Source organism: Streptomyces sp. NPDC001717 (genome assembly GCF_042892775.1).
GTDB lineage: Bacteria > Actinomycetota > Actinomycetes > Streptomycetales > Streptomycetaceae > Streptomyces.
The window spans coordinates 187,145-206,042 of the sequence record NZ_JBIAUK010000007.1 but is presented as its reverse complement, the minus strand read 5'-3'; the positions used below and the strand labels follow the sequence as shown (position 1 = coordinate 206,042).

Annotated in this window: 18 protein-coding genes, 1 tRNA gene and 1 pseudogene; 11 read left to right on the top strand and 9 right to left on the bottom strand. The window is 69.5% G+C overall.

Features of this window, described 5'->3' with window-relative positions; all coding sequences use genetic code 11:
* The first annotated feature begins 59 nt into the window (after window positions 1-59).
* Window positions 60-587 (top strand): peptidylprolyl isomerase, encoded by a 528-nt coding sequence (locus ACFYZL_RS15580; RefSeq protein ID WP_376657449.1) that lies wholly within the window; start codon window positions 60-62, stop codon window positions 585-587.
* A 22-nt stretch (window positions 588-609) separates the two neighbouring features.
* Window positions 610-1,485 carry a rhomboid family intramembrane serine protease gene (locus ACFYZL_RS15575; RefSeq protein ID WP_384752658.1) on the top strand — a complete coding sequence of 292 codons (876 nt, stop codon included), beginning with the start codon at window positions 610-612 and terminating at the stop codon, window positions 1,483-1,485.
* 115 nt (window positions 1,486-1,600) lie between these two features.
* Here the strand turns inward: ACFYZL_RS15575 and crgA are convergent, their stop codons facing one another.
* Window positions 1,601-1,855 carry a cell division protein CrgA gene (crgA, locus tag ACFYZL_RS15570; protein ID WP_384586085.1) on the bottom strand — a complete coding sequence of 85 codons (255 nt, stop codon included), beginning with the start codon at window positions 1,853-1,855 and terminating at the stop codon, window positions 1,601-1,603.
* Between the two features lie 91 nt (window positions 1,856-1,946).
* On the opposite strand from crgA, the gene ACFYZL_RS15565 reads away from it, so the two are divergent.
* From ACFYZL_RS15565 to ACFYZL_RS15540, 6 genes and pseudogenes are all read left to right on the top strand, one after another.
* Complete coding sequence (locus ACFYZL_RS15565; RefSeq protein WP_384752661.1) at window positions 1,947-2,735, top strand: DUF881 domain-containing protein; 789 nt, start codon at window positions 1,947-1,949, stop codon at window positions 2,733-2,735.
* Window positions 2,692-3,468: a class E sortase gene (locus ACFYZL_RS15560; RefSeq protein ID WP_388679302.1), complete on the top strand. Its 777-nt coding sequence runs from the start codon at window positions 2,692-2,694 to the stop codon at window positions 3,466-3,468. The genes ACFYZL_RS15565 and ACFYZL_RS15560 overlap by 44 nt, the downstream gene beginning before the upstream one ends.
* A 66-nt stretch (window positions 3,469-3,534) precedes the next feature.
* Entirely contained in the window at window positions 3,535-3,735 is a 201-nt protein-coding gene (locus tag ACFYZL_RS15555) for a hypothetical protein (RefSeq protein ID WP_329391308.1), read from the top strand.
* Window positions 3,732-4,370, top strand: a complete 639-nt coding sequence (locus ACFYZL_RS15550) for an aminodeoxychorismate/anthranilate synthase component II (protein ID WP_376657434.1) — start codon at window positions 3,732-3,734, stop codon at window positions 4,368-4,370. The genes ACFYZL_RS15555 and ACFYZL_RS15550 overlap by 4 nt, the downstream gene beginning before the upstream one ends.
* Window positions 4,334-5,212: pseudogene (locus tag ACFYZL_RS15545) on the top strand (class E sortase); the annotation flags it as partial. The gene ACFYZL_RS15550 and the pseudogene ACFYZL_RS15545, both read left to right, overlap by 37 nt.
* A gap of 40 nt (window positions 5,213-5,252) precedes the next feature.
* Window positions 5,253-5,963 carry a class E sortase gene (locus ACFYZL_RS15540; RefSeq protein ID WP_388679299.1) on the top strand — a complete coding sequence of 237 codons (711 nt, stop codon included), beginning with the start codon at window positions 5,253-5,255 and terminating at the stop codon, window positions 5,961-5,963.
* 27 nt (window positions 5,964-5,990) lie between these two features.
* Here the strand turns inward: ACFYZL_RS15540 and ACFYZL_RS15535 are convergent, their stop codons facing one another.
* The 7 genes from ACFYZL_RS15535 to ACFYZL_RS15505 all read right to left on the bottom strand — a co-directional run bounded on the left by ACFYZL_RS15535 (window position 5,991) and on the right by ACFYZL_RS15505 (window position 15,310).
* On the bottom strand, window positions 5,991-7,049 hold the full coding sequence (locus ACFYZL_RS15535) for a restriction endonuclease (protein ID WP_388679296.1): 1,059 nt from the start codon (window positions 7,047-7,049) through the stop codon (window positions 5,991-5,993).
* Between the two features lie 170 nt (window positions 7,050-7,219).
* Entirely contained in the window at window positions 7,220-9,232 is a 2,013-nt protein-coding gene (gene pknB / locus ACFYZL_RS15530; RefSeq protein WP_388679293.1) for a Stk1 family PASTA domain-containing Ser/Thr kinase, read from the bottom strand.
* Between the two features lie 215 nt (window positions 9,233-9,447).
* On the bottom strand, window positions 9,448-10,914 hold the full coding sequence (locus ACFYZL_RS15525) for a peptidoglycan D,D-transpeptidase FtsI family protein (RefSeq protein ID WP_384752672.1): 1,467 nt from the start codon (window positions 10,912-10,914) through the stop codon (window positions 9,448-9,450).
* Window positions 10,911-12,335 (bottom strand): FtsW/RodA/SpoVE family cell cycle protein, encoded by a 1,425-nt coding sequence (locus tag ACFYZL_RS15520; RefSeq protein ID WP_384752675.1) that lies wholly within the window; start codon window positions 12,333-12,335, stop codon window positions 10,911-10,913. The genes ACFYZL_RS15525 and ACFYZL_RS15520 overlap by 4 nt, the downstream gene beginning before the upstream one ends.
* A gap of 31 nt (window positions 12,336-12,366) precedes the next feature.
* A complete protein-coding gene (locus ACFYZL_RS15515) occupies window positions 12,367-13,848 on the bottom strand; it encodes a PP2C family protein-serine/threonine phosphatase (RefSeq protein ID WP_384752677.1) in 1,482 nt (493 codons plus the stop codon).
* A gap of 138 nt (window positions 13,849-13,986) precedes the next feature.
* Window positions 13,987-14,487: an FHA domain-containing protein gene (locus ACFYZL_RS15510; protein ID WP_384752680.1), complete on the bottom strand. Its 501-nt coding sequence runs from the start codon at window positions 14,485-14,487 to the stop codon at window positions 13,987-13,989.
* A 10-nt stretch (window positions 14,488-14,497) separates the two neighbouring features.
* On the bottom strand, window positions 14,498-15,310 hold the full coding sequence (locus ACFYZL_RS15505) for an FhaA domain-containing protein (protein ID WP_384732370.1): 813 nt from the start codon (window positions 15,308-15,310) through the stop codon (window positions 14,498-14,500).
* Between the two features lie 293 nt (window positions 15,311-15,603).
* Between ACFYZL_RS15505 and ACFYZL_RS15500 the strand changes: the two genes are divergently transcribed.
* Window positions 15,604-15,686, top strand: a tRNA-Leu gene (locus tag ACFYZL_RS15500).
* A 137-nt stretch (window positions 15,687-15,823) separates the two neighbouring features.
* Here ACFYZL_RS15500 and ACFYZL_RS15495 read toward each other — a convergent pair.
* On the bottom strand, window positions 15,824-16,366 hold the full coding sequence (locus tag ACFYZL_RS15495; RefSeq protein ID WP_384752684.1) for an MOSC domain-containing protein: 543 nt from the start codon (window positions 16,364-16,366) through the stop codon (window positions 15,824-15,826).
* A gap of 140 nt (window positions 16,367-16,506) precedes the next feature.
* Between ACFYZL_RS15495 and ACFYZL_RS15490 the strand changes: the two genes are divergently transcribed.
* Window positions 16,507-18,222: a sensor histidine kinase gene (locus ACFYZL_RS15490; RefSeq protein ID WP_388679458.1), complete on the top strand. Its 1,716-nt coding sequence runs from the start codon at window positions 16,507-16,509 to the stop codon at window positions 18,220-18,222.
* Window positions 18,223-18,230: 8 nt separating this feature from the next.
* Window positions 18,231-18,890, top strand: coding sequence for a response regulator (locus ACFYZL_RS15485; RefSeq protein WP_384752685.1), 660 nt, complete (start codon window positions 18,231-18,233; stop codon window positions 18,888-18,890).
* The last annotated feature ends 8 nt before the right edge of the window (window positions 18,891-18,898 follow it).

Here is an 18,898-nt window from a genome sequence, read left to right as displayed (position 1 = left end):
CCGTACAGCCCTCCGTGCGACCATCTGGACCGACAGTGATGACTATGGAAGGCAGATCCGTGGCCGAGAAGCTCTACGCCACCCTGAAGACCAGCCAAGGCGACATCGAGATCGAGCTGCTGCCGAATTTCGCCCCGAAGACCGTCCGCAACTTCGTGGAGCTCGCCACCGGCGAGCGGGAGTGGACCCGTCCCACGGACGGCCAGAAGACCACCGACCCGCTCTACGACGGCACCGTCTTCCACCGCGTCATCAGCGGCTTCATGATCCAGGGCGGTGACCCGCTCGGGAACGGCACCGGCGGCCCCGGCTACCAGTTCGCCGACGAGTTCCACCCCGACCTGGCCTTCACCAAGCCCTACCTGCTCGCCATGGCCAACGCCGGTCCGGGCACCAACGGCTCGCAGTTCTTCATCACGGTCGCGCCCACCGCCTGGCTCACCCGCAAGCACACGATCTTCGGCGAGGTCACCGACCCGGCGAGCCGGCAGGTCGTGCACGCCATCGCGTCCAGCGCCACGAACCCGCGGACCGAGCGGCCGGTGGAGGACGTGGTGATCAAGTCCGTCGTCATCGAGAAGCGCTGAACCAACGACCTCGGGGGAACCGATGGACACCGGCCGACTGCCGCGCTGCTACCGCCACCCGGAACGCGACACGGGAATCAGCTGCACCCGCTGCGAGCGCCCCATCTGCCCCGAGTGCATGATCAGCGCCTCGGTCGGCTTCCAGTGCCCCGAATGCGTCCGTGAGGGTTCCGGCACCGGGCACCGCCCCGCCGCGAACGCGCCGCGCAACCTCGCGGGCGGGGTGGTCGCCGCCGATCCCCAGCTGGTCACCAAGATCCTGATCGGGATCAACGTGGCGGTGTTCTTCGTGGGGCTGATCGCCCCGGCCGTCGTCATCCAACTGGAGCTGCTCGGCCGCTACCGCGAGTTCCCCGGCGCCCCCATCGAGGGGATCTCCACCGGCCAGTACCACCGGCTGCTGACCTCGGTGTTCCTGCACGTCGAGTGGTGGCACCTGGTCGGGAACATGATCGGGCTGTGGTTCATCGGCGGCCCGCTGGAGGCAGCGCTGGGACGGGCCCGCTACCTGGCCGTCTACCTGCTCTCGGGCCTGGGCGGCAGTGCCCTGGTCTACCTGCTGACCCCGTCGAACACCCCGACCCTCGGCGCGTCCGGCGCCATCTTCGGCCTGCTCGGCGCGACCGTCGTCCTGGCACGTCGGCTGCGCTACGAGATGCGGCCGGTGATCGTGATGGTCGTGCTGATGCTGGTGCTGACCTTCGTGCCGTTCGGCGGGGCCCTGTCCATCTCCTGGCAGGCCCATGTGGGCGGCCTGATCACGGGAGCGGTGCTCGGTCTGGCCATGCTGTGGCCCGCCACCGGCAGGAACCGCGCACTGGTCCAGTGGGGCACTTGCGCGGTGGTGTTCGTGCTGGCGGCGGCGGTGATCCTGCTCCGTACGGCAGAACTCACCTGATCACACCGGCGTCAACCCTCCACAGAGTTATCCACAGATCTTCTGTCTTTTCCTCAGGTGTGGATGACGCTGTGGATAACTCATGGGGAGAGCTTCCACCGGAGGGCGATCGGTGCTACTTCCACTGCGTGGAGACGCCGAATCCCGCCGCGATAAATCCGAATCCGACTACAATGTTCCAATTGCCCAGCGATTCGATGGGCATGCGGGTCTCGGTCACGTAGAAGACGACGATCCACGCGAGTCCGATGAGGAAGAGCGCCAGCATGACCGGAGCGACCCAGCTGCGGTTCGTCAGCCGAATGCTCTGCGGCTGCCGGGTGGGCGGCGGGGTGTAGTCGTCCTTCTTGCGGATACGTGACTTCGGCACGAGGGGCTCTCCTGTCGATGGGCTGGGGACCTTGCCTGCCCCGGGCGTCCGTTAGCGTAGTGGACCTGTGGCGTTGAAGGAGAAGGGTACGTTGAGCAATTCCGACGACTCCTCCGCGGGTCCCCGACGCAGGGCCGGAACGGTCCGGTTGCTGACGGCTGCCGTGTTCGCCCTGGCCGGCCTGCTCTTCGTCACCAGTTTCAACACCTCCAAGGGTACGAACATCCGGACCGACGCCTCGATGCTCAAGCTGTCGGACCTCATCCACGAGCGCAGCCAGGACAACGCCGAGCTGGAGCAGAGCCTCGAACCGGTACGCGACAAGGTGGACGCCCTCGCCGACCGTGACGACGGCAGCACCAAGGCGGAAGACGCCAAGCTCGCCGCCCTGCGCGCGGCCTCGGGCACCGAGGAACTGTCCGGCAAGGGCCTGACGGTCACCCTGAACGACGCCCCGCCGAACGCCACCGCCCGCATCCCCAACGTGCCCGAGCCGCAGCCCAACGACCTGGTGATCCACCAGCAGGACCTCCAGGCCGTGGTGAACGCCCTGTGGCAGGGCGGCGCCCAGGGCATCCAGGTCATGGACCAGCGGCTGATCTCCACCAGCGCGGTGCGCTGCGTGGGCAACACCCTGATCCTCCAGGGCCGGGTCTACTCCCCTCCCTACAAGGTGTCGGCGGTCGGCGACCCGGGCGCGTTGCGCAAGGCGCTGGCGGCCTCGCCGGCCCTGCAGAACTACCAGCTGTACGTGAACGCCTACGGACTCGGCTGGAAAGTGGACGAGCACAAGGCGCTGACACTTCCGGGTTACTCCGGCACAGTGGACCTCCACTATGCGAAGCCGGTCGCCCCTTCCCCCGAGACCAGTCAGTCCTGACGTCGTACTGCGCCTGGTGGTGCGGACGTTCAGCGAGGTGTGCCTGACCGCGGGCACCCTGATCGTGCTGTTCGTGGCGTACGTGCTGTTCTGGACCGGGGTCAAGGCCGACCGGGCCATGGACGGGGAGATGTCGGCCCTGCGCGACCGCTGGGCGGCGGCCCCGGCGGCCGCACCCGCGCCTTCGCCGTCCCCTTCCCCGTCCCCGTCGGCCGCGCAGCAGCAGCCGGCGCCGCCCGCGGCTCCGGCGCCCGAGGGCTACCCGGCGGGCAAGGCCTTCGCCGAGATGTACATCCCGCGCCTTGGCCGCGACTGGAACAAGCCCGTCCTGGAGGGCACCGACCCGGACGTGCTGAAGAAGGGCCTCGGCCACTACTCCGGCACCGCCCGCCTCGGCGCCACCGGCAACTTCTCCGTGGCCGGACACCGCCGCACCTACGGCGACCCCTTCAAGGACTTCCCCGAGCTGCGTCCGGGCGACGAGGTGATCCTCAAGGACGCCTCCGCCTGGTACACGTACACCGTGCGCGGCGGCCCCCTGCGCACCCTGCCGACCGACGTCGCCGTGGTCGACCCGGTGCCGGGGAAATCACCGTTCACGACCCCGGGCCGCTATCTGACCCTGACCACCTGCGACCCGGAATGGGGGCACAGCCACCGCCTCGTCGTATGGGCGGAACTGACCGGCACGCGACCCGTGGGAGAGGGCAAGCCGGAGGGTTTGACCGGCTGACCCACCCCGTCGGGCCGCTGCCTTTAGTCTGTTGGCGTACCGCCCTCCGCGGTGCGTGGAACATACGTGGACGAAAAGGAAACAGGCGGCATGTACGGCTGGATCTGGCGCCATCTGCCGGGAAACGCGTGGGTACGCGCGCTGATCTCGCTCGTGCTGGTCCTCGCGGTGGTCTTCGTGCTCTTCCAGTACGTCTTCCCCTGGGCCGAGCCGCTCCTTCCGTTCAATGACGTGACGGTGGACGAGGGATCGGGAGTCACTCCTTGAGCGCGCGCATTCTGGTCGTGGACAATTACGACAGCTTTGTCTTCAACCTGGTCCAGTACCTCTACCAGCTCGGGGCCGAATGCGAGGTGCTGCGCAACGACGAGGTCGAGCTCTCCCACGCGCAGGACGGTTTCGACGGGGTGCTGCTCTCGCCGGGTCCCGGCACGCCGGAGGAGGCGGGCGTCTGCATCGACATGGTCCGCCACTGCGCGGACACGGGCGTCCCCGTCTTCGGCGTGTGCCTCGGCATGCAGTCCATGGCGGTCGCCTACGGCGGTGTCGTGGGCCGGGCGCCGGAGCTGTTGCACGGCAAGACCTCCCCGGTGGTCCACGAGGGCCTGGGCGTCTTCGCCGGGCTGCCCTCGCCCTTCACCGCGACCCGCTACCACTCGCTGGCCGCCGAGCCGCCGACCCTGCCGGACTCGCTGGAGGTCACGGCGCGGACGGAGGACGGCATCATCATGGGTCTGCGCCACCGCGAGCACGACGTCGAGGGCGTGCAGTTCCACCCCGAGTCGGTGCTGACGGAGTGGGGCCACCGGATGCTCGCGAACTGGCTGGTGCGCTGCGGTGACGCGGGTGCGGTGGAGCGCTCGGTGGGGCTCGCCCCGGTGGTGGGCAAGGCCGTCGCGTGACCGCGGTCGCGCCGTCCGCGCCCACGGAGGGCCGGGCCGCGCGACGCAGGGCGGCACAGGAGGCCGCCAAACGCTCCGCCAGACAGAGCAGGAGGCGGGGCGGGCGGCGGCGCAGGCGGCCCGCGTCGGGCGGCCCGGTGATCGTCCTGAGCCGGCTGGGCGGGGAGCTGTTCATCACGCTCGGGCTGGTGATGCTGCTCTTCGTCGCCTACCAGCTCTGGTACACGAACCTCCTGGCCCAGCGGACGGCGGACGGCGCCGCGGGCTCGCTCCAGCAGACGTGGCAGAAGGCCCCGGGCGCGGGCGGCGCGGGTACGTCCGCGGGGGCCGCCGCGCCGCCCGTGACGGCCTTCGAGCCGGGCCAGGGCTTCGCGATCCTGTACATCCCGAAGCTGGACCTGAAGGTGCCGGTCGCGGAGGGCGTCAGCAAGCCGAAGGTCCTCGACAAGGGGATGGTCGGGCACTACGGCGAGGGCGCGCTGAAGACGGCGATGCCGGGCGACAAGACGGGCAACTTCGCGGTGGCGGGCCACCGCAACACCCACGGCGAGCCGTTCCGCTACATCAACAGGCTGGTGCCGGGGGACCACGTGGTGGTCGAGACCCGGGACGCGTACTACACGTACGAGATGACCTCGTCGCTGCCGCAGACCCCGCCGACGAACGTATCGGTGATCAAACCGGTTCCGGAGGGCTCGGGGTTCACCGGGCCGGGGCGCTACATCACGCTGACGACCTGCACGCCCGAGTTCACCAGCACCTACCGGATGATCGTATGGGGCAGGATGACGGATGAACGCCCCCGCAGCCAGGGTCCGCCGCCCGCGCTGACCAGCCCGTAGCCACCGCAGACCCTTGAGCAGCTCTAAGGACGAACCAGCAGTGTCCTCACGTGCCCCCCAACGCAGCCTGCTCGCCGGATTCCTGAGCTTCCTGGGCGAGGTCCTGATCACGCTCGGCCTGGTGCTGGGCCTGTTCGTGGCGTACTCGCTGTGGTGGACGAACGTCCTCGCCGACCGACAGGCGTCGGAGCGGGGCGACAGGATCCGCGAGCAGTGGCGGGCCCCGGCCCCGGCCGCGGGCGCTCCGGCGGAGCCGGGCGCGCTGGACGTCCAGGGCGGGGTGGGCTTCCTGCACGTCCCGGCGATGAAGAACGGCGAGGTGCTGGTCAAGAAGGGCACCGACCCGGACGTCCTCAACGACGGCGTCGCGGGCTACTACACGCAGCCGGTGAAGTCGGCGCTGCCGTGGGAGACGAAGGGCAACTTCACGCTCGCCGCGCACCGGGACGGACACGGTGCGAAGTTCCACGACATCGACAAGGTGAAGAGCGGCGACGCGATCGTCTTCGAGACGCGGGACACCTGGTACGTCTACAAGGTCTTCGCGGAGCTGAGGCAGACGTCGAAGTACAACACGGACGTGATCAACCCGGTCCCGAAGGAGTCGGGCAAGACCGCCCGGGGGCGCTACATCACGCTGACGACGTGCACGCCGGTGTACACGTCGAAGTTCCGGTACGTGGTGTGGGGCGAGCTGGTGCGGACGGAGAAGGTGGACGGGAAGAGGACGCCGCCGGCGGAGTTGCGGTGAGGGTGTTCCCAAGCTGCAGGACGCAGCTTAGGAAGAACGCAGCACCTGGAGCTGGACTCCCGCGCTCCACGCCTCCAGAAGGCCCCTGTGGACGGCTGTGACGCCTCCCTGGGCGGCGAGGGCCAGGGATTCCCGGGTGAAGGCGCACGTGGCCACGTAGAGGGCCACGTCGGCCTCGTGGATGACCTTGGAAGCGCCCAGGAACTTCTGCATCTCGCCGCTGAGCACGTGCCGGAAGGGCGCGAAGTTCTTGCACTGCACGGCGACCGTGCGGCCGTCGGCGGTGCGGGCGGAGATGTCGACGCCGCGGTCGCCGCCGTGCCCGCCGTGCAGCTCGACGTCGGTGCAGCCGTCGCGCCGGAGCAGCTGGGCGACGTGCTCCTCGAACTCCCGCCAGTTCATGGCGTCGATGGTCCCGATGATCCCGGTGAGGGCCTTGACGTCCTGGCCGCGCTGGAGGCGGCTGAGCTGGACGTCGTGCTCGACGAGCTTGATCTGGATCTGCTGGACGTCGTTGCGGAGGCTGAGCAGTTCCCTGTGGTGTTCGCCGGAGGTTTCGACGAGAGCGTTGAGCATGGGGACGACGGTCCTGCCGAGCAGCTTGGTGAAGCTCGCCTCGCTGAGACGGGTGATCCGTTCGTCGAGTGACTCGACGTCGTTGGGTGCGGGCCGCTGCCGGGGCGACTCCTCGCGGTCCAGCAGGTACGTGCGCACGCTTCGGGCGACCTCGCTGTCGCGCAGCAGCATGGCCATGTTGAGGATGGTGCGGCGTGTGTAAACGGCCAGGTGAGCGCGGCCCTGTGGATAACTCTCGTTTGAAAGGTACAGGTTGTCACTTTCAAACCGTTGCAGGTCAGAGCCGCGGAGTGTGCGCATGCCGTTCTCGGTCAGCTCTTGGCGGTGGCGCTTGACGACTTGCCGGATCGCGTTCTCGGCGACCTCGTAGTACATCGCCACCATGGCCGTCGTCACATGCAGTCCGTCCGGCAGCAGTGACAGGGCCTTCACCTTGTCCAGTACTTCCGTCCGGCCCAGCACGCTCGTGCGCATGGTCCTGGATTCCAACAGCACCGATTCGTCGATCACGGTCCGACCCTCCCTGGCGGAGCCTGATGCTCCGCCCCAAACGGATCAACGACTTCCGGCATATGAAGACACGATCGGGTTTCGTTGATATGTGCAGAGCGGGGGACCGGGCACGCAAGAGCCCGGCCCCTCGCTGGGGCCGGGCTCTGTCGTGCCTGTGGGGCGGATGCCTAGCGGCGGTTGCCCAGGCCTCCGAAGAAGCCGCCGTCCTGCTGGCCCGCCATCGTCCACACGTCGACGTTCGAGCCCGTGTTGACCGGCTGGCCGGGGCCCGGGTTGGTGTTGACGACGATCGCGTTGTCGTCCGTCGGGCCGGTGATGTTGCCCAGCTTCAGGCCGGCCCGCTTGAGCTCGTCCTTGTACTGGCCCAGGGTCCGGTTGGCCGGCGCCGGGACCGTGGTCGCCTGGCTGGCCTTGGCGATGGTCACGTTGACCGTCTTGCCGACCTCCAGCTGCTCACCCGCCGCGTACTGCTGCTGGATGATCGTCTTCGGCGGGGCGCCGGGGGACTCGGTCTCCGTCGTGCTGCCGAGCTTCAGCTTGGCCGCGGTCAGGAGCGCGACCGCCTCCTCCTTGGTCTTGCCCATGAGGTCCGGGACGGTGGCCTTGGAGACTTCCTTGGCGACGGTCAGCGTGATCACGGAGTTCTTCTCCGCCTCACCGCCCGCCTTCGGGTTCTGCTCCAGGACCGTGCCGGCGGCGCGGGGGGACTCCTGGGTCTTGCGCTCGACCTGGAAGCCCGCCTCCTTCAGCTTCGCCTCGGCCTGGTCCACCAGCAGGTCGGTCACGCTGGGGATCGCCACCTTGGGCGCGCCCGTGGAGACCGTCACCGTGACCGTGGAGTCCTTTTCGACCTTGGTGTCGGGGGCCTTGTCCTGCTTGCAGACGTTGCCCTTGGGCTGGTCCGCGCAGGGCTCGTCGGCTCCCTTGACCACCTTGATGCCGACGTTCTCGCCCGCCTTCTGCGCCTGTTCCAGGGTCTGCCCGACGAGCTTGGGCACGGACGGCCGGTTGTCGGCGCCGTCGCCCAGGAGGGCGCGGCCGATGAGGATCGCGCCGATGAGGACGAGGAGGCCGGCCGCGACCAGGAGGAAGGTGGAGGCCTTGCTCTTCTTCTGGCTCTGGCGGCGGTGCGGGCCCTGGTCGTAGCCGCCGTGGCCCTGCTCGGGGTAGCCGTAGCCGCCGTCGTTGCCGTTCATCGGCGGGAGCATGGAGGTCTGGCCGGCGTCGGTGGCGCGCAGGGCGGTGGTGGGCTGGTCGTAGCCCTGCTGGCCGTAGCCGTGGCCCTGGTCGTGCGGGTAGCCGTAGCCGGCGGCGCCCATGGCGGCGGTGGCCGCGACGGGCTGGCCGTCGAGGCAGGCCTCGATGTCGGCGCGCATCTCGTCGGCGGACTGGTAGCGGTAGTCGGGGTCCTTGACCAGTGCCTTGAGGACGATGGCGTCCATCTCGGGCGTGATCTCGGGGTCGAAGTTCGACGGGGGCTGCGGTTCTTCCCGTACGTGCTGGTAGGCGACGGCCACGGGGGAGTCGCCGACGAACGGGGGCCGTACGCACAGGAGCTCGTAGAGCAGGCAGCCGGCGGAGTAGAGGTCGGAGCGCGCGTCGACCTGTTCGCCCTTGGCCTGCTCGGGGGAGAGGTACTGGGCGGTGCCGATGACGGCCGCGGTCTGCGTCATGGTCATGCCGGAGTCGCCCATGGCGCGGGCGATGCCGAAGTCCATGACCTTGACCTGGCCGGTGCGGGTCAGCATGACGTTGGCGGGCTTGATGTCGCGGTGCACGATGCCGGCGCGGTGCGAGTACTCCAGGGCCTGGAGGATGCCGATGCACATTTCCAGGGTGCGCTCGGGCAGCAGTTTGCGGCCGGAGTGCAGGAGTTCGCGCAGGGTGGAGCCGTCGACGTACTCCATGACGATGTACGGGATGGAGATGTTGTCGACGTAGTCTTCGCCGGTGTCGTAGACGGCGACGATCGCGGGGTGGTTCAGCGACGCGGCCGACTGGGCCTCACGGCGGAACCGGGCCTGGAAGGACGGGTCGCGTGCGAGGTCGGCGCGCAGGGTCTTGACGGCGACGGTACGACCGAGCCGGGTGTCGTGGGCGAGGTAGACCTCGGCCATGCCACCGCGGCCGAGCACGTGGCTCAGCTCGTACCGGCCGCCGAGGCGACGCGGCTCTTCCATAACGTGCAGCCCTCTCCGTCAGTCCCGACCGCACCTGTGTGTGGTCCGGCGGTGTGCTGTTCGCGCAAAGGCTACCGGCCGATCGTCTGTGATCGGTTCGCGGCCACAGGCTGATACTGGACCGGTACCGTACGCTCGGATTCGGGCGGGAATGGTGATCCGAATCACATCCGTGGTGCCCCTTGCGGCTCTTGTGTGGTGTCCGGCCCCGCCCGTCATCCCTTGCCGCTGTTGAGTACGGCTTCCATGACGACCTTCGCCACCGGGGCGGCGAGGCCGGCGCCGGAGATGTCCTCGCGGTCCGCGCTGCTGTCCTCGATGACGACGGCGACGGCGACCGGCGAGCTGTGGTCGGGGAGCTCGGCGTACGAGATGAACCAGGCGTACGGGCGCTTCTTGTTGCCCTCGCCGTGCTGGGCGGTGCCGGTCTTGCCGCCGACGACCGAGCCCTTGATCTTGGCGGTGGTGCCGGTGCCGTTCTCGACGACGTTGACCATCATCTGCTGGAGCTTCTGGGCGTTCTCCGCGGAGATGGGCCGGCTCATCTCCTGCGGCTCGTGCTTCTCGATGATGTCGAGGTTGGGCGCGGTGAGCTGGTCGACCATGTAGGGCTTCATCAGCTTGCCGTCGTTGGCGACGGCGGAGGCGACCATGGCCATCTGCAGCGGGGTGGCGGCGGTGTTGAACTGGCCGATGGAGCTCAGGGCGTTGCCGTCCTTGCCCATGGTCTTGTCGTAGACGCTGCCGAAGGCGCGGACCGGGATGTCGATCTTGGTGTTGTTGAAGCCGAACTTCTCCGCCGTCTTCACCATGTTGTCCCGCCCCACCTTGTCGCCCATGTTGGCGAAGACGGAGTTGCAGGACACCTTCAGGGCGTCGTTGAGGCTGGCCTTCTCGCATCCGGCGGCGTGGTTGACCATCGGGGTCTTGGTCCCGGGCAGGATGTACGGCTCGGGGGTGTCCGTCGGCGCGTTGATGTCCGAGACGACGCCGTTCTCCAGGGCGGCGGCGGCGGTGACGACCTTGAAGGTGGAGCCCGGCGGGTAGGTCTCGCGCAGGGCGCGGTTGACGAGGTTCTTGTCCTCGCTGTCCTTCAGCTCGTTCCACGCCTGTCCGTCGGCCTTGGAGTTGCCGGCGAAGCGGGAGGGGTCGTACGAGGGGGTGGAGACGAGGGCGAGGATGGCGCCGGTGCGCGGGTCGATGGCGGCTACGGCGCCCTTCTTGTTGCCGAGCTTGTCGTAGGCGGCCTTCTGGGCGGCGGGGTTGAGCGTGGTGACGACGTTGCCGCCGGCCTTCTTCTCGCCGGTGAACATGCCGATGGTGCGGTCGAAGAAGAGCCGGTCGTCGTTGCCGGTGAGGATGCCGTCTTCGAGGGATTCCAGCTGGGTGGAGCCGAACGCCTGGGAGGCGTAGCCGGTGACGGGTGCCCACAGGGGGCCGTCGAGGTAGGTCCGCTTGAACTTGTAGTCGCTGCCGTCGGTGACCGCGGAGCCGGTGATGGGCTGGCCGCCGACGATGATGTTGCCGCGTTCGGTGGCGTACTGGGCGATCTGGACCCGACGGTTCTCCTTGCGCGTGCCGAGTTCCTCGGCCTGGACGTACTGGAGCCAGTTGGTCCGGATCAGCAGGGCGAGGATGAGCAGCCCGCAGAACAGCGAGATGCGGCGCAGGGGCTTGTTCATGACGGGCGGACCACCTGGGTCATCTCGGAGTCGGGGGACGGGGCGGGGGCCGGTGCGGGGCGGCGTGCGGTGTCGCTGATCCGGATGAGGATTGCGATGAGGACCCAGTTCGCGAGGACGGAGGAGCCGCCGGAGGCGAGGAAGGGCATGGTCATGCCGGTGAGGGGGATGAGGCCCATGACTCCGCCGGCGACGACGAAGATCTGGAGGGCGAAGGCGCCGGAGAGGCCGATGGCAAAGAGCTTGCCGAAGGGGTCGCGGGCGGCGAGGGCGGTGCGGACGCCGCGTTCGATGATGAGCCCGTAGAGCAGGAGGAAGGCCATCACGCCGGTCAGGCCGAGTTCTTCGCCGACGGTGGAGAAGATGAAGTCGGAGTTGGCGGCGAAGCCGATGAGGTCGGAGTTGCCCTGGCCCCAGCCGGTGCCGAGGACTCCGCCGGAGCCGAAGCTCATGATCGACTGGCCGACCTGCTCGCAGGCGCCGGAGGTGCCGTAGCAGGCGAAGGGGTCGAGCCAGGCGGTGACGCGGACCTTCACGTGGCTGGCGGTGGCTCCGACGACGGCGGCGCCGCCGACGCTCATGAGCAGGCCGATGACGATCCAGCTGGTGCGCTCGGTGGCCACGTACAGCATGATCACGAACATGCCGAAGAAGAGGAGCGAGGTGCCGAGGTCGTTCTCGAAGACGAGGACGAGCAGGCTCATCGCCCAGATCATCAGGATGGGGCCGAGGTCGCGGCCGCGCGGCAGGTAGAGGCCCATGAAGCGGCGGCTGGCCAGGGCCAGGGCGTCGCGCTTGACCATGAGGTAGCCGGCGAAGAAGACCGCGATGACGATCTTCGCGAACTCTCCGGGCTGGATGGAGAAGCCGCCGACGCTGATCCAGATCTTGGCGCCGAAGACGTCGGCGCCCAGGCCCGGGATGACGGGCAGGATCAGCAGGACCAGCGCGGTCACCATGGAGATGTAGGTGAAGCGCTGGAGCACGCGGTGGTCCTTGAGGACCAGCAGGACGCCGGCGAACAGGGCGATGGCGAGCGCCGTGTACATCATCTGGCGGGGCGCGGACTCGGTGAAGCCGCCGAAGGAGCGCTTGGCGAGGGTCTGCAGCCGCTCGGACTGGTCCAGGCGCCAGATCAGTACGAGGCCCAGCCCGTTGAGGAGGGTGGCCAGGGGCAGCAGCAGCGGGTCGGCGTACTTGGCGTAGCGGCGCACGACGAGGTGCGCGATCCCGGCCAGGGCGCCGAGGCCGAGGCCGTAGAGCAGCATCCCGGGGGGGAACTTGCCGTTGATCGCGAGGCCCACGTTGGCGTAGGCGAAGATCGGGATGACCACGGCGAAGCCGAGCAGCAGGAGCTCGGTGTTCCGCCGGCTCGGCAGCTCGATGGCTCCGATGGTGGTCGTGTTGGTGACAACGCTCATGGTGTGGCAGGCCCCCTGTGCCCGCGGGTGTCTACTGCTTGCCGCACAGGCCGACCACTTGCTGCTCCTGGGGAGTCAGCGTGGTGTCGGTGCCGGGTGTCTGGTTCTGCGCCTCGGCGTTGCGGCGCTTTTCGTCCTTCTGGCAGGCGGTGACCTGGATGCCGAGTTCGTCGACCTTCTCGCGGGCGCCCTGGAGGGTTTCCTCGCTGATGCTCGACTCGACCTGCTTGCGCTTGAAGGGCGGGAGGTACTTCAGTTCGATGTCGGGGCGGTCGGTCTCCACCTTGGAGAGTTCCAGCGGGCCCAGCTTCTGGCTGATGCCGCGGAAGAGCGCGACGTGGTCGCCCTTGACGCCGACGTAGTACTGGTTCTGGGTCCAGCGCCAGCCGGCGTAGACGCCGCCGCCGACGACGCCCGCGATGATCAGCAGGGTCAGGGTGCGGGTGGCCCACTTGCGGCCTTTGCCGCCGCGCCGCCTGCTGCGGGGCTTGTCGTACGTGTCCTCGTAGGCGGAGTCGCCGTTGTAGCCGTCGGCTTCGCCGAAGGTGCCGTACGCGCCGCCGCCCGGGGCCGCCTGGCCCTGGTCGGGGTAGCCGTAGCCGGGCGCCTCGCCGCTGCCGGGGGGGCCGAAGGCGCCCGCGGGCGGCGGGGCCTGGCGGCCCAGGCCCGAGGCGCGGCCGGCGGCGCTCTGCATGGCGTTGCCGCCGTCGAAGAGCTGGTGCTGGTTCTCGGCGACCGCGCCGACGACGACGGGGGTGTCGCTGACCTGGGCGGCGAGGGTGTCGCCGCTGTCGGTGTCGAGGACGTCGGCGACGATGCAGGTGATGTTGTCGGGTCCGCCGCCGCGCAGGGCGAGCTGGATCAGGGACTGCACGGTGGCGCCGGGGCCGTGGTAGTCGGCGAGGGTCTCTTCCAGGGTCTGGTGGGAGACGACGCCGGAGAGCCCGTCGGAGCAGATCAGGTAGCGGTCGCCGGCGCGGACCTCGCGGATGGAGAGGTCGGGTTCGACGATGTCGCCGCTGCCCAGCGCGCGCATCAGCAGGGAGCGCTGCGGGTGGGTGGTGGCTTCCTCTTCGGTGATGCGGCCCTCGTCGACGAGGCGCTGCACCCAGGTGTGGTCCTGGGTGATCTGGGTGAGGACGCCGTCGCGCAGCAGGTAGGCGCGGGAGTCGCCGACGTGGACGAGGCCGAGGCGCTGGCCGGTCCACAGCAGGGCGGTCAGGGTGGTGCCCATGCCTTCGAGCTGGGGGTCCTCCTCGACCATGAGGCGCAGCTGGTCGTTGGCGCGCTGCACGGCGGTGCCGAGGGAGGTGAGGATGTCGGAGCCCGGGACGTCGTCGTCGAGCTGCACGAGGGTGGAGATCACCTCGGAGCTGGCGACCTCGCCGGCGGCCTGGCCGCCCATGCCGTCGGCGATCGCGAGGAGACGGGGTCCGGCGTAGCCGGAGTCCTCGTTGCCCTCGCGGATCATGCCTTTGTGCGATCCGGCGGCGAACCGCAGGGACAGACTCATGCGCACCTCGCCGGTCGGCTCCGGGTACAACCGGTCTCGAGCCACACTGCCCACCCTCCGGTCGGGAGCGCGCGCGTGTCCGTGTCCTCGGTGGGACGGATCACCGCAGCGTGCTCGCTCCGCTCGCTCATTCTCGTACTACTTCCGCAGCTCGATGACGGTCTTGCCGATGCGGATCGGGGCGCCCGGCGGAATGGGCGTCGGGGTGGTCAGGCGGGTCCGGTCGAGATACGTGCCGTTGGTGGACCCGAGATCCTCGACGATCCACTGTCCGTCCCGGTCGGGATAGATCCTGGCATGGCGGCTGGACGCGTAGTCGTCGTCCAGCACGATCGTGGAGTCGTGGGCGCGGCCGAGCGTGATCGTCTGGCCGGCGAGGGCCACGGTGGTGCCCGTGAGGGTGCCCTCGGAGACGACGAGCTTGGTGGGCGCTCCGCGGCGCTGGCGCTGCTGCGGCGGGGCCGCCTGTCGTCCGCCGGACTGTGCGGGCGCACCCGTGTTCCCGCCGCGGCGGGAGCCGCGCTGGGTCACTCGGGTTCCGAACAGGTCACTGCGGATGACCTGTACGGCCACGATGACGAACAGCCACAGAACGGCCAGGAAACCCAACCGCATGACCGTCAGGGTCAGCTCTGACATTGCCCCCGCTTCACCCTTCGGCTTGCCGGTAAATGATGGTGGTGCTGCCCACGACGATCCGCGAGCCGTCGCGGAGCGTAGCGCGGGTGGTGTGCTGCCCGTCCACCACGATGCCGTTGGTGGACCCGAGATCCTGGATCGTCGAGGGCGTTCCGGTCCGGATCTCACAGTGCCGGCGGGATACGCCGGGGTCGTCGATCCGCACGTCGGCTTCGGTGCTTCGGCCGAGTACGAGCGTGGGGCGCGAGATCTGGTGGCGGGTGCCGTTGATCTCGATCCAGTGGCGCCGCGGGGTTCCCGAGGCGGGTACGGGGGCCGGTCCGCCCGCGGCCGGCCGGCGCGGGGCGCCCGGGGGCGGTCCTGCGGGCATCGGCGGGGCGGAGACCGGGGGGTAGCCGTAGCCGCCCTGCTGGCCCTGCGGGGCCTGGGGCTGCTGCGGCTGGGAGGTGCTGGAGGCGAGGGTGCGGCTGCGGACCCGGTAGAGACCGGTGTCGAGGTCCTCGGCCTTCTCCAGGTGGACCTTGATGGGGCCCATGAAGCTGTAGCGCTGCTGCTTGGCGTAGTCGCGGACGAGGCCCGCGAGCTCGTCGCCGAGCTGCCCGGAGTAGGGGCTCAGGCGGTCGTAGTCGCCGGCGCTGAGTTCGACGATGAAGTCGTTGGGGACGACGGTCCGCTCGCGGTTCCAGATCGTGGCGTTGTTGTCGCACTCGCGCTGGAGGGCGCCGGCGATCTCCACGGGCTGGACCTCGGACTTGAAGACCTTGGCGAAGGTGCCGTTCACCAGACCTTCGAGTCGCTGCTCGAACCGCTTCAGGACTCCCATGGGGCACCTCCTCCGTCGTTGTCGCCCTGTACTGCTTACTGATCGTATCCACGCGTGGCGGATTCGGCTGGTTCCCCATCGGTCCTGTGCGGACGAGTGTTGGTCCTCACAAGGGATCGTAGGGGCGGCCCGAGGACAGTGTCCCGCACCGGGAGGGAAGTGCGGGAGGGGCTGTCCACGGCGGGGTGCGGGGGTCCGGGGAAAGCGATGTGAATCCACCCCGTCCGACGTGCTAATGTTTCGACGTCGCCAGGGGAACGGCCCGAAAGGGAAGAACCACTGGGACGCTGCTCGGGCGAGTGGCGGAACGGCAGACGCGCTGGCTTCAGGTGCCAGTGTCCTTCGGGACGTGGGGGTTCAAATCCCCCCTCGCCCACATCGACGAAACGGTCGTCATCGCGAAAGCGGTGGCGGCCGTTTCGCTTTGTTCCGCGGTGTGTTGTGCCCACGCCCCCTGCACCGCTCTTCGTGAGCGAGCGGGCAGGTGTGACGTGGATCCCTTTCAGGTCCTGTTCAGACCCGTTCCAGGGGGCGGAACGGCCCGTCGGGGAGTTCCACTTCGATTCTGTCGCCGGGGTGGACCACGCCGTCTTCCTTCACGATGGTCATGATTCCGGCCTTGCGCACGATGTTTCCGGCTTCGTCGCGGCCGACGACCTGCTTGAGCAGTCCGTCCTGGAAGGCGTCGATCTGCAGGCAGGGATTGCGCAGGCCGGTCACCTCCAGCACTGCCGCGTCGCCGATGCGCAGCAGAGTGCCGGTCGACAGGCCGAGCAGGTCGATGCCACGGGTGGTGATGTTCTCGCCGAGCTCTCCGGGCGCCACGTCGAATCCCTCGCCACCGACCTCGGCGAAGAGTTCTTCATGGATGAGGTGGACCTGGCGCAGGTTCGGCAGGGTTGGGTCCTGCGCGACGCGGGAGCGGTGCTTGACGGTCACACCGGCGTGTACGTCGCCCTCCACTCCGTGTCCCGCGAGCAGCGTGATGCTGTCGCGGTTCGGCTTGGTGAACGAGTACGCGCCGTTGCTGCTGACTGCTGTCACTGTTGCGTTCATTGCCGGGAACCCCCTCTTCACTGGCAAAAGATCAGCCCGCACTCTAGCCGTCGGCAAACTCCGACTTTCGTCGAGCGGGGCGCGACGAAAGAGGGAGGCCGGACGGAGGCCCCGGTGTCTAGGGTCGGCGCGTGGATGTGATGGCGAAGGCGCGGGCGGGATGGGACTGGCTCAAGGGGCCCGGCCCCTGGACGCGGCGGATGCTGGCCGGTGATCTGGCCCTCGTCGTCGTGATGGGCGTGCTCGGTCTGGGCGTCGAAGAACTCGACAAGGGTTCCGGGGCGCGGATGGCGCTGTCCGTGCTGGTCGTGGCGGTGCTGACCCTGCTGCGCCGGCGGCTGCCGGGGACCACCCTCGTGGTCGGCTCGGCGGCCGGTGCGGTCCTGCCCGGGGTGTTCCTGGTGACGGTGCTGCTCGGCTGGTCGGCGGGGCGCCGGATCGTGGGGGTGGGCCGGGCCCTGACCGCGTTCACGCTGGCCTTCCTCGCGGCGGTGGGGCTCAGCGTGTGGGACCAGTGGTCGCAGATGCGGCCGTTGCTGGTGCTGGTCTTCTCCACCCTGATGTTCCTGGTGATCACGCTGATGCCGGGCCTGGCGAGCCGGTACTGGTCGCAGCGCCGGACGCTGCTGCGTGCGCTGCAGGAGCGCAACGGCCAGCTGCTGCGCGAGCGCGCCATGGTCGCCGGTCAGGCGAGGCTGCGCGAGCGGCAGCGCATCGCGCAGGACATGCACGACAGCCTGGGCCACCAGTTGGCGCTGATCTCCGTGCACACGGGTGCGCTGGAGGTGGATCCGAAGCTGACCGACCGTCAGCGCGAGGCGGTGGGGGTGCTGCGGCAGGCCTCGGTGGCGGCCATGCACGAACTGCGGGAGGTCGTCGGGATCCTGCGGGACGGGGTGGAGGCGCCGCTGCCCGCGGAGGAGGCGGCCCAGCCCGCGGCGCGCGGGGTGGCGGGCATCGAGGGGGTCGTGGAGGCCGCGCGGGTCGCGGGTACGGACGTACGGCTGACCACGTCGGGGCAGCCCAGGCCGCTGGTCGCGGCCTGCGACCACGCGGCGTACCGGATCGTGCAGGAGGCGCTGACGAACGCCTACAAGCACGCTCCCGGTGCCCCGATCACGGTCGAACTGCGCTACGAGGACGATTCGCTGGTCGTGGAGATCGCCAACGGGCCGGCGGCCGGTCCGGGGGCCGGCGACGTGGTGTCGGGCGGGCAGGGGCTGACGGGGCTGCGGGAGAGGGCGCGGCTGGTCGGCGGGATGGTGCACGCGGGCCCGGCCGAGGGGGGCGGGTTCCGGGTGGCCGGGGTGCTGCCGTACGGGGCGGGGCCGGCCGGGGCCGAGGAGGAGCCGGTCGGGGCCGAGGAGGTGGCCGACGACTTCGGGCAGCAGGCGCAGGCGCGGGGGCTTTGGGGGGCGCGGGCGCCCAAGAACGTGCCGCCGATGGACTGGGACGCGGTGGACCGGGAGTTGGCCGTGAAGGTGCGCGGCCGCTCGGGGGGCGTCGCCATGGGCTGCGGGATCGCGGTGGCGGCGTTGGTGCTGCTGGTGATCGTGCTCGGCGCCGGGATGGTGTTCCTGGTGGGGTCGGCGAACGAGGCGATGATCGACCGGGCGGAGTTCGACGCCGTGAAGATGGGCGAACCCGAGCAGGCGGTGCGGGGCCGGCTGCCCGACGGAGCCAACATGCTGACGCAGGGACTGGACCGCAAGGGGCCGCCGCGACCGGAGGGTTCGAGCTGTCTGACGCTGTTGTCGACGGAGCCGCAGGAGAACTTGACCACCGACACCGTTTTCCGGTTCTGCTTCAAGGACGGCAAAGTCGTGGACAAGCAGGTCTACGAGGTCAAGCAGTAGGAGCGCGGGTGACAGCCGAAGTGATCCGAGTGGTGATCGCCGACGACGAGCCGCTGATCCGGGCCGGGATCAGGATGATCCTCACCTCGGCACCGGACATCGAGGTCGTGGCGGAGGCGGCGAACGGCCGGGAGGCGGTGGAGCTGGCCCGTTCGCACGCGCCGGACGTGGTGCTGCTGGACATCCAGATGCCGGTGCTGGACGGGCTGTCGGCGCTGGGCGAGCTGCGGCGTGCCGTGCCGCAGGTGCGGGCGCTGATCCTGACCACCTTCGGGGAGAAGGAGAACGTGCTGCGGGCCCTGGGGCAGGGCGGTGCGGGTTTCCTCCTGAAGGACTCGGCGCCGGGCGAACTGATCGGCGCGGTGCGGGCGGCCGCGGCCGGGGACGCGTACCTCTCGCCGGCGGCGACCCGGCACGTGGTGGACCAGCTGGCGTCGGGGAAGGCCGCCGCGCGCGGCGAGGAGGCCCGGCGGCAGGTCGCCGCGCTGAGCGACCGGGAGCGCGGGGTGCTGGCGCTGCTGGGCGAGGGCCTGTCGAACGCGGACGCGGGCCGGCGGCTGCACATGAGCGAGGCGACGGTGAAGACCTACGTGAGCCGGATCCTGGCGAAGTTGGGGTGCGAGAACCGGGTGCAGGCGGCGCTGCTGGCCAGGGACGCCGGGCTGTAGATACGGTT

Bases quoted from the DNA above. Each gene is read 5' to 3' on its own strand.
- ACFYZL_RS15575 (WP_384752658.1), top strand. From the start codon at position 610: ATGGACACCGGCCGACTGCCGCGCTGCTACCGCCACCCGGAACGCGAC.
- ACFYZL_RS15560 (WP_388679302.1), top strand. From the start codon at position 2,692: ATGCGAAGCCGGTCGCCCCTTCCCCCGAGACCAGTCAGTCCTGACGTC.
- pknB (WP_388679293.1), bottom strand. From the start codon at position 9,232: ATGGAAGAGCCGCGTCGCCTCGGCGGCCGGTACGAGCTGAGCCACGTG.
- ACFYZL_RS15525 (WP_384752672.1), bottom strand. From the start codon at position 10,914: ATGAACAAGCCCCTGCGCCGCATCTCGCTGTTCTGCGGGCTGCTCATC.
- ACFYZL_RS15520 (WP_384752675.1), bottom strand. From the start codon at position 12,335: ATGAGCGTTGTCACCAACACGACCACCATCGGAGCCATCGAGCTGCCG.
- ACFYZL_RS15515 (WP_384752677.1), bottom strand. From the start codon at position 13,848: ATGAGTCTGTCCCTGCGGTTCGCCGCCGGATCGCACAAAGGCATGATC.
- ACFYZL_RS15510 (WP_384752680.1), bottom strand. From the start codon at position 14,487: ATGTCAGAGCTGACCCTGACGGTCATGCGGTTGGGTTTCCTGGCCGTT.
- ACFYZL_RS15505 (WP_384732370.1), bottom strand. From the start codon at position 15,310: ATGGGAGTCCTGAAGCGGTTCGAGCAGCGACTCGAAGGTCTGGTGAAC.
- ACFYZL_RS15495 (WP_384752684.1), bottom strand. From the start codon at position 16,366: ATGAACGCAACAGTGACAGCAGTCAGCAGCAACGGCGCGTACTCGTTC.
- ACFYZL_RS15490 (WP_388679458.1), top strand. From the start codon at position 16,507: ATGGCGAAGGCGCGGGCGGGATGGGACTGGCTCAAGGGGCCCGGCCCC.